The 11,653-nt window shown below is 64.4% G+C and carries 8 protein-coding genes and 1 pseudogene; 3 read left to right on the top strand and 6 right to left on the bottom strand.

All coding sequences use genetic code 11. From position 1 onward, the window contains the following. Nucleotides 1–1,083 (bottom strand): ABC transporter ATP-binding protein, encoded by a 1,083-nt coding sequence (locus FHW64_RS11630; RefSeq protein ID WP_184526150.1) that lies wholly within the window; start codon nucleotides 1,081–1,083, stop codon nucleotides 1–3. Beyond that, nucleotides 1,067–2,734, bottom strand: coding sequence for a glycerol-3-phosphate dehydrogenase (glpD, locus tag FHW64_RS11625; RefSeq protein WP_184526148.1), 1,668 nt, complete (start codon nucleotides 2,732–2,734; stop codon nucleotides 1,067–1,069). Before glpD ends, FHW64_RS11630 begins: the two co-directional genes overlap by 17 nt. Nucleotides 2,735–2,830: 96 nt before the next feature. Here glpD and FHW64_RS11620 point away from each other — a divergent pair, with 96 nt between their 5' ends. Beyond that, nucleotides 2,831–3,601, top strand: a complete 771-nt coding sequence (locus tag FHW64_RS11620; protein WP_184526146.1) for a DeoR/GlpR family DNA-binding transcription regulator — start codon at nucleotides 2,831–2,833, stop codon at nucleotides 3,599–3,601. An 11-nt stretch (nucleotides 3,602–3,612) separates the two neighbouring features. Beyond that, a complete protein-coding gene (gene glpK / locus FHW64_RS11615; RefSeq protein ID WP_184526144.1) occupies nucleotides 3,613–5,106 on the top strand; it encodes a glycerol kinase GlpK in 1,494 nt (497 codons plus the stop codon). Here the strand turns inward: glpK and FHW64_RS11610 are convergent, their stop codons facing one another. The 3 genes and pseudogenes from FHW64_RS11610 to FHW64_RS11600 form a co-directional block, all read right to left on the bottom strand. After that, nucleotides 5,107–6,063, bottom strand: a complete 957-nt coding sequence (locus FHW64_RS11610; protein WP_184526142.1) for an alpha-E domain-containing protein — start codon at nucleotides 6,061–6,063, stop codon at nucleotides 5,107–5,109. Between the two features lie 17 nt (nucleotides 6,064–6,080). After that, nucleotides 6,081–7,583, bottom strand: coding sequence for a circularly permuted type 2 ATP-grasp protein (locus FHW64_RS11605; RefSeq protein ID WP_184526141.1), 1,503 nt, complete (start codon nucleotides 7,581–7,583; stop codon nucleotides 6,081–6,083). 99 nt (nucleotides 7,584–7,682) lie between these two features. After that, nucleotides 7,683–9,254 (bottom strand): annotated as a pseudogene (locus tag FHW64_RS11600) (DNA internalization-related competence protein ComEC/Rec2); the annotation flags it as partial. Between the two features lie 53 nt (nucleotides 9,255–9,307). Here FHW64_RS11600 and FHW64_RS11595 point away from each other — a divergent pair. Continuing rightward, nucleotides 9,308–10,870: a recombinase family protein gene (locus tag FHW64_RS11595; protein WP_184526139.1), complete on the top strand. Its 1,563-nt coding sequence runs from the start codon at nucleotides 9,308–9,310 to the stop codon at nucleotides 10,868–10,870. Between the two features lie 12 nt (nucleotides 10,871–10,882). On the opposite strand, the gene FHW64_RS11590 is transcribed toward FHW64_RS11595, so the two are convergent. Beyond that, nucleotides 10,883–11,653, bottom strand: a complete 771-nt coding sequence (locus FHW64_RS11590) for a ComEC/Rec2 family competence protein (protein WP_184526137.1) — start codon at nucleotides 11,651–11,653, stop codon at nucleotides 10,883–10,885.

The following is an 11,653-nucleotide window of genomic DNA, read 5'->3' as shown; positions in this document are numbered from 1 at the left end:
TCAGTGCCCGCCCTTTCTCTTGCGCCAATCCGGCGCGACGGCCAGCCGCCCGCTGCCGTCGAACACATAGGCCTGCGATGCGCTGAAGTAGAGCGTGATGGCCGCTCCCAGGTCGAAGCGATGCACGCCGGTGAGTTGCGCGACCACTTCGCCGACCAGCGTTTCGACGTGCACGAAGGTGTCGGAACCCGAGATCTCCGCCAGTTCCACCTTGCCGGGCAGCGCCATGTCGCCCGCCGCGGCGCTCACGTCGAAAGCGCTGGCGCGAACGCCGATGGTCACCGGCCCTTCGACGCCGGGCGGCAGCACCAGCGGCAGCAGCGGACCGCCCTCGACCTGCGCACCATCGGCCACCACGCGGCCGGCCATGAGGTTCATGGGCGGATCGCTGAAAGCGCGGGCCACGCGCAGCGACTGCGGCGCATGGAAGACTTCGGCGGTCGGGCCGTATTGCAGCAACTCGCCGGCATCCATCACCGCGGTGTAGCCGCCGAGCAGCAATGCTTCGCCGGGTTCGGTGGTGGCGTAGATCACGGTCGAATCGCCGCTGGCAAACAGATGCGTGAGTTCTTCGCGCAGCCCCTCACGCAGCTTGTAGTCGAGGTTGACCAGCGGCTCGTCGAGCAGCATCAGCGGCGCGTTCTTCGCCAACGCACGGGCCAGGGCCACGCGCTGCTGTTGCCCGCCAGAAAGCTCCGAGGGATAGCGGTCGAGGAACATGCCGATGTGCAGCTTGTCGGCCAGTTCGCGCACGCGAACGTCGATGTTCTTTTCACCGCGCAGCTTGAGCGGCGAGCCGATGTTCTCGGCAACCTTGAGCGAGGGATAGTTGATGAACTGCTGGTAGACCATCGCGACGTTGCGTTCGCGAACCGGCACCCCGGTGACGTCGTTGCCGTCGACGAAGACCTTGCCTTCGGTGGGTGCGTCGAGGCCGGCCATGAGCCGCATGAGGCTCGTCTTGCCGGCCTGCGTGGCACCAAGCAAGACGGTGACCGCGCCGCTGCGCGGCGCGATGCTCTGCGGATAGAGCCAGGTCTGCGCGCCCACCTTCTTGGAGACGCGGTCAAGTGACAGCTGCATGGACCTCCTCTTTGTCGGGTTCATGGACTTGCAGCCACGTGTTGACCTGTTCGCGCTCGATGCGGGTGTAGTGCAGCCCGAGCTTGGAGCGGCGCCAGAGCACGTCGTCACTGCTGCGCGCCCATTCCTCGTTCTGCAGGTAGTACAGCTCGCGTTCGTGCAGGCCGGGTGCGACTTCGGCGCCGAGGTCGTCCATCGACCGCGCATCGCCGATCACTTCGGTGATGCGTGCGCCATAGGCCCGTGCGAGGCGCCGCGCGAGGCCCGCATCGAGCCACGGATGCCGCTTCTGCACTTCGACGACGAAGCGCCCGAAATCGTCATCGGGCCTCGACGTGCGGCTCGTCGGTCCGATCCATGCCGAGAGATCGCCGCCCGCAAGGAATGCCCCTTCGGTCCACGGCTTGCGTGCATCGCCGAGCATGCGACCGACTTCGTCGGCAGCGTCTTCGGCCAGCTTGCGAAAGGTGGTGATCTTGCCGCCCCACACCGACAGCAGCGGGGCGGCGGTCGTGTTGGATTCGAGCATGTAGTCGCGCGTCACGGCAGACGGATCACCCGAGGCGTCGTCGAGCAGCGGACGCACGCCGGAGTAGGTCCAGACCACGTCCGAAGGCTTGATCGGCTTCTCGAAATAGCGGCTGGCCTGCGTGCAGAGGTAGTCGATCTCGTCGTCGCCGATGCGCGCCGCGCCGGGGTCGTCGCCCGGGAGCTCGATGTCGGTGGTGCCGATCAGCGTGAAGTCGTCCTGGTAAGGGATCGCGAAGATGATCCGCTTGTCCGGGTTCTGGAAGATGTAGGCGTGGTCGTGAGCGAACACACGCGGCACGATGATGTGGCTGCCCTTGACGAGCCGGAGGTGACGGGTGGCGAGCGTCTCGCCGCTGGCCGCGCGCGCGACGCCGCGCAGGAAGGTTTCCGCCCACGGGCCTGCTGCATTGACGACCGCGCGAGCGCGCACGGTGCGCCGCCCTTCGGGGCCTTCGAGCACTGCGGTCCATGCGTCGGCGCTACGCTGCGCGCTCACGCAACGGGTACGGGTCAGAACGTCGGCGCCGCGTTCGCGCGCGTCCAGCGCGTTGAGCACCACCAAACGCGCATCGTCGACCCAGCCATCCGAATAAACGAAGCCGCGTTTGAACGCGTTTTTGAGCGATTGGCCGGCCGGATGCTTTCGCAAGTCCACCGTGCGCGACCCTGGCAGCACCTCGCGTTTGGCGAGGTGGTCGTACATGAAGAGACCCATCCGGATCATCCATGCGGGCCGCATCGACGGGTCGTGGGGCATCACGAAGCGCAGCGGCCACATGATGTGCGGCGCGCTCTTGAGCAGCACCTCGCGCTCCTGCAGCGCCTTGCGCACCAGTGAAAACTCGTAGTACTCCAGGTAGCGAAGTCCGCCGTGGATCAGCTTCGTGGAGGACGATGAGGTATGCGCCGCGAGGTCGTCCTTCTCGCAAAGAATGACGCGCCAGCCGCGCCCCGCAAGGTCACGCGCAATGCCGCAGCCATTGATGCCACCGCCGACGATGAGGACGTCGCAGTCGGTCTCGAACGCAGCGGATGACGCTTGGGAAGCACTCACGGAAGCCGGGTCTCCTGCGTGACGCGAGGCGCGATTTGAAGGATATTCGTGTTCGAATCTTTTCATTTTGGTTCCTTAAGGTGCGATTTTCGTCGGCGTTAACCCTTAAGTCCATTCGTTTCTTTTCGTTCTAAATTCGTTCGCCCTTGCGCCCTGCCCCACGTGAATTCGAATCCCAGACAACTCAAACTCCTGAACACCGTGCGTTCGCGCGGGTCGATCAACGTCGACGAGCTGGCCAACATGCTCGGCGTGACCCTGCAGACGGTGCGTCGCGACGTGCAGCGGTTGGCTGATGAAGGCCTGCTGACTCGCTTTCATGGCGGGGTGCGGGTGCCGAGCTCGACTACCGAGAACATCGGCTACCAGCAGCGCGAGAACCTGCATGCCGAAGGCAAGGCGCGCATTGCGCATGCGGTGGCGGCCAAGGTGCCGAACGATTGCTCGCTGATCCTGAACATCGGCACGACGACCGAGGCGATCGCCAAGGCGCTGCTCGGGCATTCGGGGCTGCGGGTGATCACCAACAACCTCAATGTCGCGACGATCCTGAGCGACAACCCGAATTGCGAGGTGATCGTGGCCGGCGGCTCGGTGCGGCTGCGCGACCGCGCGATCGTGGGCGAGGCGACGGTGGATTTCATCCGCCAGTTCAAGGTAGATATTGCCTTGATCGGCGTGTCGAGCATCGAGTCCGACGGCACGCTACGCGACTTCGACCTGCGCGAGGTGAAGGTGGCGCAGACCATCATCGCGCAGGCGCGCGAGGTATGGCTCGCCGCCGATGCGAGCAAATTCAACCGGCCCGCGATGATCGAGCTGGCGAAGCTCTCGCAGATCGACTGCCTGTTCACCGACGCGGAGCCACCGCCGCCCTTTCCGGACTTGATCGAACGCGCGCAGGTACGCTGCGTCATCGCCCGGGAACACTGAAGGACCCTCTCATGACCTATCTGCTCGCCCTCGACCAGGGCACATCGAGCTCGCGCAGCATCGTCTTCGACCGCGAAGGCCGCATCGTCGCCATCGCGCAGCGTGAGCTGACGCAGATCTATCCGCAGCCCGGCTGGGTGGAGCACGACGCACTGCAGATCTGGAACGACCAGCTCGCCACCGCGCACGACGTGCTCGCCAAGGCCAAGCTGACCGCGAAGGACATCCACGCGATCGGCATCACCAACCAGCGCGAAACCACGGTGGTGTGGAACCGCAAGACCGGGCAGCCGGTGCATCACGCGATCGTCTGGCAGGACCGCCGGGCCGAGCCGCTGTGCGCGCGTCTGCGCGAAGACGGCATGACGGCCACGATCCAGGAAAAGACCGGGCTCGTGATCGACGCGTATTTCTCGGGGACCAAGCTCCGCTGGCTGCTCGACAACGTGCCCGGCGTGCGTGCGCAGGCGGAGCGCGGTGAACTCGCTTTCGGCACCATCGACAGCTGGCTCATGTGGCAACTCACCGGCGGCGCGGTGCATGTGACGGACGTGAGCAATGCCTCGCGCACCATGCTCTTCAACGTGCACACCAACCAGTGGGATGCCGATCTGCTCAGGGCGCTGGACATCCCAGCCGCCCTGATGCCAGAAGTGAAGCCTTCGAGCGCGCACTTCGCGGACACCGCCGCGGGCTTGTTCGATCGACCCTTGCCGATCGGCGGCGTGGCGGGCGACCAGCAAGCCGCCCTCTTCGGCCAAGCCTGCTTCCAGGCCGGTATGGCCAAGAACACCTATGGCACCGGCTGCTTCCTGCTGATGCACACGGGCGGCGACTTCCAGCCTTCGCACAACGGCCTGCTGGTGACCAGCGCCGCGCAGACCAGCGCGAAGCCGCAGTACGCGATGGAGGGCAGCGTGTTCGTCGGCGGTGCGGTCGTCCAATGGCTGCGCGACGGTCTCAAGGCCATTCCCGGCAGCGCGCATGTGCAGGCGCTGGCCGAAAGCGTTCCTGATGCGGGCGGCGTGATGATGGTGCCGGCCTTCACCGGCCTTGGCGCACCCTACTGGGATGCGGACGCGCGCGGCATCATCACCGGGCTGACGCGGGGCACCACTGTGGCGCACATCGCGCGAGCGGCACTGGAAAGCATCGCCTACCAAAGCGCCGCACTGCTGCAGGCCATGAGCCGCGATGCGGTCGCAGCCGGCGGCACGCCGGTGGCGGAGCTGCGGGTGGATGGCGGCGCCTGCGTCAACAACCTGCTGATGCAGTTCCAGGCCGATCTGCTGGGGATTCCGGTGGTGCGGCCGGAGGTGACCGAGACCACCGCGCTCGGCGCCGCATACCTCGCCGGACTGTCGACCGGCTACTACAAGGATGTGAGCGAACTCTCGAAGCTATGGCGCGTCGAGCGCCGCTTCATGCCCACCCTGAGTCGCGACAAGGCCGACGAAGCGATGGCGCGCTGGGAGCGCGCCGTGCGTCAGGCGACCGCCGCGTAGCTACTGCGCCGGGACCAGGAAGTCCTGACTGATGCGCCAGCCAAGCTCGTTCACGCGATCGAGGAACTGCGTCAGATACGCATGCAGCCCGGTCGCAAGGATCTCATCTACCGTCGCGTACTGAAGATCCGCCAGGAGCTTGCCCGCGCGACGCTGCGTCTCCGCACTCTGGTCGTTCTTCACCTTGTCGAGGTTCTCCACCACTTCGACAAGGCTCGCATGCAGTGAACGCGGCATGTCGGCACGCAGGATCAGCAGCTCGGCCACGCGCTCGGGCTTGATCACGTCGCGATACACCTTGCGATAGACCTCGAACGCCGAGACGCTGCGCAGGATCGCACTCCAGTGATAGAAGTCGTACTCCTGGTCTTCCTCGGTGGCCGTGCCGAAGAACTCGCTGTTCAGGGCATGGAACTTCACGTCCACCAGCCGCGCCGTGTTGTCGGCGCGTTCGATGAAGGTGCCCAGGCGCGAGAAGTAGAAGGACTCGTCCTGCAGCATGGTGCCGAGGGTCACGCCGCGCGAGAGGTGCGAGCGGAACTTCACCCATTCGAAGAACTGCGCCGGATCGCGCTCCAGATCGCCCGCACGCAGCATGCGGTTGACTTCGAGCCAGGTGGTGTTCTGCGTTTCCCACGCTTCGGTGGTGAGCGCGCCGCGCACCGCACGTGCGTTCTCGCGCGCCGCGCGCAGGCACGAGAGGATGGACGAAGGATTCGACTCGTCCTTGACCATGAACTCCATGACTTCGTTGGGTTCGATCTGGTCGTGGTCCTCGTTGTACCTCGGCAGCAGTTCGCTGATCGACAGCAGCCCCTGCCAGCCGTACTTGGCGACTTCGGCCGATTGCGGCAGCAGCGACGTCTGGTAGTTGACGTCGAGCATGCGCGCGGTGTTTTCGGCGCGCTCGGTGTAGCGCGACATCCAGTAGAGGTGATCGGCAGTGCGTGACAACATGATCTGAAGGCTCCCGATCAGGACGATTGCGTTTGTGTTTGCGACTGGCTGTGCGAGCGCGACCCATTTGTGCGGTCACCTTCGAGGATCCAGGTGTCCTTGGTGCCGCCACCCTGCGACGAGTTGACCACCAGCGACCCTTCCTTGAGCGCGACACGCGTGAGGCCACCGGGCACCATCTGCACTTCCTTGCCCGAGAGCACGAAGGGCCGCAGGTCGATGTGGCGCGGCGCGATGCCGGCGTCAACGAAGGTCGGCGAGCTCGACAGGCTCAGCGTGGGCTGCGCGATGTAGCCATCCGGCTTGGCAAGCACTGCTTTCTTGAAGTCCTCGATCTCGGCCTGCGTGGCGGCGGGGCCGATGAGCATGCCGTAGCCGCCCGCGCCGTGCACTTCCTTGACCACGAGGTCCTTCATGTTCGCGAGGGTGTAGTCGAGGTCGTCCTTGTTGCGGCAGATGTAGGTCGGCACGTTCTTCAGGATCGGCTTCTCGCCGAGGTAGAACTCGATCATCTTCGGCACGTACGGATAGATCGACTTGTCGTCCGCCACGCCGGTGCCGACCGCGTTGCAGATCACGACGTTGCCTTCGCGATAGGCGCGCATCAGACCGGCGCAACCGAGCGTGGAGGTCGGGCGGAACACCTCGGGATCGAGGAAGTCGTCGTCCACGCGGCGGTAGATGACGTCGACACGCTTCGGGCCGCGCGTGGTGCGCATGTAGACGAAGTTGTCCTTGACGAACAAATCCTGCCCTTCGACCAGCTCCACGCCCATCTGCTGCGCGAGGAAGGCATGCTCGAAGTACGCGCTGTTGTACATGCCGGGCGTGAGCACGACGACGGTCGGCTCGGCGGTGGCCGGCGGCGCGGAGGCGCGCAGGGTTTCGAGCAAGAGATCGGGGTAATGCGCAACGGGCGCGATGCGGTTCTGGCTGAACAGCTCGGGGAAGAGCCGCATCATCATCTTGCGGTTCTCGAGCATGTAGCTCACGCCGCTGGGCACGCGCAGGTTGTCTTCGAGCACGTAGTACTCGCCGTTGCCACTGGAATCGGGCGCGCGAACGATGTCGATGCCGGCGATGTGCGAATAGACGTCGTTGGGTACCTTCAGGCCGACCATTTCGGGGCGGTACTGGGCGTTCTTCAGGATCATGTCAGCCGGGATGACGCCGGCCTTGATGATTTCCTGGTCGTGGTAGACGTCGTGGATGAAGCGGTTGAGCGCGGTCACCCGCTGCACCAGCCCCTTTTCCATCGATGCCCACTCGTGCGCGGGAATGATGCGAGGCAGGAGGTCGAAGGGAATCAGGCGTTCGGTGCCCGACCCGTCCTCGTCCTTCGCGCCGTAGACGGCGAAGGTGATGCCGACCCGGCGGAAGATCATTTCCGCCTCTTCGCGCCGCGAACGCATTACCGCTTCGGGTTGCTTCGCGAGCCATTGGTCGTATCGCTTGTAGTGGTTCCGGACGGCAGCGCCGGTGTAGGGAACCTGTTCATACATCTCGTCGAATTTGTGCATGGACGACCAATCTCCTTGACCATAGCTTAGCAAGTTCAAGGCCAAACTTCGGCGTCAGATGGGGGAAACGAGGGGTCTCGATGACGGACTTGCGCGCCGTCAATACATCTGGTGATGCCAGTAGCGGCGGGCGGTGTTTCTGTGGCAAAACATTTCGCCCGGCGCAGTGCTTGACCAGGTGGCTGCGCCGCAATGGGGCGTGTCGAATAGCCAGATGTCCTGGTCGGCATAGCGCTTCACCACGTCCGGCGCCGGGTGGCCGAACCGGTTGCGCCAGCCCGCCTGGACGAGCGCGAGGCGTGGGCGCACCGCTTCGAGCAGCCGCCGGGTCGACGACGTCTTGCTGCCGTGGTGTGGGACCAGCAGCACGTCCGCGGACAAATCGGCGTGGCGCAGGGTCAATGCGGCTTCCTGCAATTGCTCGATGTCACCCGCGAGCAACGCCGTCGCGCGACCGTTGCCGACGCGCAGCACGCAGGAGATGGCGTTCGGCTTGGTGAAGCTGCTGTAGTCGCTGTCGGCCGGATGGAGGATCTCGAAATCGACGCCATCCCAGGTCCAGCGCTGGCCGGCGACGCAGCGCTCCGCCTTGCGCAGCGTCTGGAGCGGATGGTCGGCCTCGATCGAGCTCAGGAGCTTCGCCTGCGGCTGCATCGCCAGCACCGCCGGCGCGCCGCCGGTGTGGTCCGTGTCCCGATGGCTCAGGACGACGGTGTCCAGCCGCTCGCCGAAGGCACGCAGGAGCGGCACCAGCACGCGATGGCCGGCATCGCTGTCGAGGCTGTAGCGCGGCCCCGCGTCATACAGCAGGCTGTGCGACGCGGTTCGCACCAGCACCGCATTGCCCTGCCCGATGTCGGCGGCCAGCAGTTCGAACTCGCCCGTCGGTGGACGCGGGGATTGCCAGAGCAGCGCCGGCACCAGCAGCGGCAGCCCCAGCGCGCGAACCGACCACGGCAGGCGCATGGCGACCACGATGCCGCCCAGAACGCCCGCGACGGCCATCCAGAGCGGTGGCGTGTGCATCGACAGCGTCGCGAACGGCCACCTCGCGAGCCACTCCAGCACCCAGGACAGCGCCTGGACCGCCCATGAAGCAGCGTTCCACAGGAAAGGCACCAACACGCCGAGCATGGAAAGCGGCGTGATCACGAGCGTCACCCAGGGAATCGCAATCAGATTCGCAGGCAGCCCGACGGCCGAGATTTGCTGGAACAGCAACAGCGTGAGCGGCGTCAGCGCCAGCGTGACGACCCACTGTTCACGCAGAAGGCGATGAAAGCGCGCTGCCATGCCTGCGGACGCATCGTCCGGCCCCCCGTTGCCGGCGGCGAAGAGAACCCCCACAGCGACGAAGCTGAGCCAGAAGCCCGGCTGCATCAGCGCCCACGGATCGATCGCGACCACCGCCGTGCAGACCACGAGCCACACCAATGGCCACGGCCACGATCGCCCGCCGAGACGGAGCAGACCCACCACCGCGAGCATCCATACCGTTCGCTGGGACGGCACACCCCAGCCGCTGAAGGCCGCATAGAGCGCCGCCAGCGCCACGCCGCCCGCCAGACCCGCATGCTGCGCGGGCCAACGAAGCATCAGCCTGCCGCTGCGCCGCCAGAGCTTTTCGACCACCTGTGCGGCGAGCCACGCAAACATCGTCACGTGGAGCCCGATAAAGGTTACTTTAGTTTAAAATTGACAGTGTTCACTAACCAGGCACGCTCATGCCCAAGATAGCAATCAGCTACCAGCGCTGGTCAAGCAAAGCCCAAGATGAGGGCGACTCACGCCGCCGCCAATCGACCAGTGCGCAGGAATACGCCGACCGGAAGGGACTGGTCCTTGACACCGTCTACACCGACGCTGGCGTGTCCGCATTCAAAGGCAAGAACTCCAAGGAAGGCGCCCTCGGAAAATTCCTTGCCGCCGTCGATGAGGGGCTGATTCCCAACGATGTCACCCTCATCGTCGAAAGCCTGGACCGAATCTCGCGCGCAAACATCCTTGACGCCCTCCAGCTTTTTATCGGCATCGTCAATCGTGGCATCACTCTTGTCACGATCAAGGATCACGAAAAGGTCTACACCCGTGACGCGATCATCAGTGACGGCGGGATGATGCTCTTCGGCTCAATCATGGTGATGAGTCGCGCCCACGAGGAAAGCGCCACCAAGAGCATGCGCGGCAAGGAGGTCAAGGCCGCCAAACTTGCTCAAGGCTTCAAGCATGGCAAGGTTCCCAAGTGGCTGAAGGTCACGCCGGACAGACGAGGGTTCACCATCGTTGAGGACGAAGCCCAAATCGTTCGTGAGGTCTTCAAAATGCGGGCTGAAGCCATCGGCTCCATGCGGATCGCACGGCATTTGAACCAAGCCTACGGGTGGAAATGGTCTACGCCGCAGGTCGCCCGACTCCTAAAGAATCCAGCAGTCATCGGCACCCGCATCAGTCAAGCAGGACTAGCGCCTCTGCTCGACTACTACCCACCGATCCTTTCCAAAGCGGAGTTTTACGACGTACAGCGCTTGATGGACGGATCAATCGGGACGAAGCGAGGTAGACGTGCCGAGGACGAACCCAACATCTTCACTGGCCTGCTCTTCTGCGGCCACTGTGGTTCACGCCTCCGGTTCTTCCGGGCCAGCAAGACGGTCTCGCAAAGATATTTGAAATGCGTCAGCGCGTTGGACCGTACCGGGTGCGAGCATCGCAGCTTCATCAACTACGACGCGTTTGAAAAGGAAGTGATTGGCTGGCTCCTCTTGGACCAAGAGCATGACTATGTTGCGTTGCTCGACAAGAAGCCCACCGTCAAGGTGGTAGTTTCTGCTGAACTCAAGGCGCTGAAGGAACAACAGGCCCGATTGATCGACCTTGTAGCAGACGGCTTGATGAATCCGGCGTTGGTACGGGAGAAGCTGAACGCGCTCGAAATGCAGATACAGCACCACGAAACGGCGGTGGTCGAACCTGAAGCTGACGTGCTGATGTTTGAAGAGAAAGCGTGGGCGCTCGTTGAACGCCACGAGGAAGCTGAACTTGCGGTAGCTGATGGAGAACCACCCGACGAACTATATGCTGTGCGTCGGGAATTGAAGGCAGCGTTTCACCGCAGTGTTGAACGCTTCAACGTGTTCACGGAGGAACGCGTCAAGGACGAACACATTGGGAAGTTCTCAGTTAGGTTCCGTGGCTACGAAGATGGGCCGGTACGCCAATACAAGCGCCCTGCCCTCATCTGCTTGATAGGAGCCAAGCGTGCGGCTTACCACCGAAGACTTGCTTGAGCAAGCTTGCCTTCACGTCCTTTGCCGCCATGTCGTATTCGTTGGCAGCGTCCGAACCGAATGCCTTACTCCCCGGACGCTTCGAACGTTGCGAGCTGCGCTTTCAGATTCCCGCGCGCGCTCGATCGGATGGCGCCATGTCGTCGCGATGCGCTCTGGCGCTGGAATTCCGCCACGCACGTAGCCGGTGGCCTGCTCGCCCTGCTCCCACAGGCGCAACTCGTAGTCGAAGCCGTGAGGATTGAGGTTGCCGTGCGGCGCCTTCAGCCGCACCGGCAGGCGCCAGCGTTCGCCTGCGTGTATCGGCGCAGCGAGTTCGCCCCCTGCGTCGGCATACCAGCCGAGGGAAATGCGCGGCGGCACATCCGGCGTCACACGGCTGTCATCCGCAGTGCCCGGCCAGCGCGCCGATTCGACTTCGAGTGCGAACCGCAATCCGCTTTCATTGCGCAGCGGCATCTGCGCGACCACGCCAGTCACCACCAGATCGCGGCCTTCCAGGGCCGCGGGCAAGGCGTCCGCAGTGAAGACTACCGAGCGCCAGCCCGCGGAGCCTGCACCAGCCATTCCGCCAAGCAGCAGCGCCACAGGCAGCACGAGCGCGCCCCGCCAAGGCCGCTCCAGCGGACGCAAAATGAATCCGCCGACGACCGCGCCCACCAGGAGCGCCACATAGACCGCTTCCCGCCACAGCACACCCTGCTGCAGCTGCAACGCCGTTCCAAGTACGAAACCCAGCATCGCGGCCAGAACCCGCAGGCCGCGCACATCCCATCCCTGCAT

Origin of the sequence: Variovorax sp. Sphag1AA (genome assembly GCF_014192575.1) — a bacterium.
GTDB lineage: Bacteria > Pseudomonadota > Gammaproteobacteria > Burkholderiales > Burkholderiaceae_C > Variovorax.
This window is presented reverse-complemented; position numbering and strand designations above follow the sequence as displayed.

Coding starts and splice junctions, on each gene's coding strand:
- FHW64_RS11630 (WP_184526150.1), bottom strand. CDS start 1,083: ATGCAGCTGTCACTTGACCGCGTCTCCAAGAAGGTGGGCGCGCAGACC.
- glpD (WP_184526148.1), bottom strand. CDS start 2,734: ATGAAAAGATTCGAACACGAATATCCTTCAAATCGCGCCTCGCGTCAC.
- glpK (WP_184526144.1), top strand. CDS start 3,613: ATGACCTATCTGCTCGCCCTCGACCAGGGCACATCGAGCTCGCGCAGC.
- FHW64_RS11610 (WP_184526142.1), bottom strand. CDS start 6,063: ATGTTGTCACGCACTGCCGATCACCTCTACTGGATGTCGCGCTACACC.
- FHW64_RS11605 (WP_184526141.1), bottom strand. CDS start 7,583: ATGCACAAATTCGACGAGATGTATGAACAGGTTCCCTACACCGGCGCT.
- FHW64_RS11595 (WP_184526139.1), top strand. CDS start 9,308: ATGCCCAAGATAGCAATCAGCTACCAGCGCTGGTCAAGCAAAGCCCAA.
- FHW64_RS11590 (WP_184526137.1), bottom strand. CDS start 11,653: ATGCAGGGATGGGATGTGCGCGGCCTGCGGGTTCTGGCCGCGATGCTG.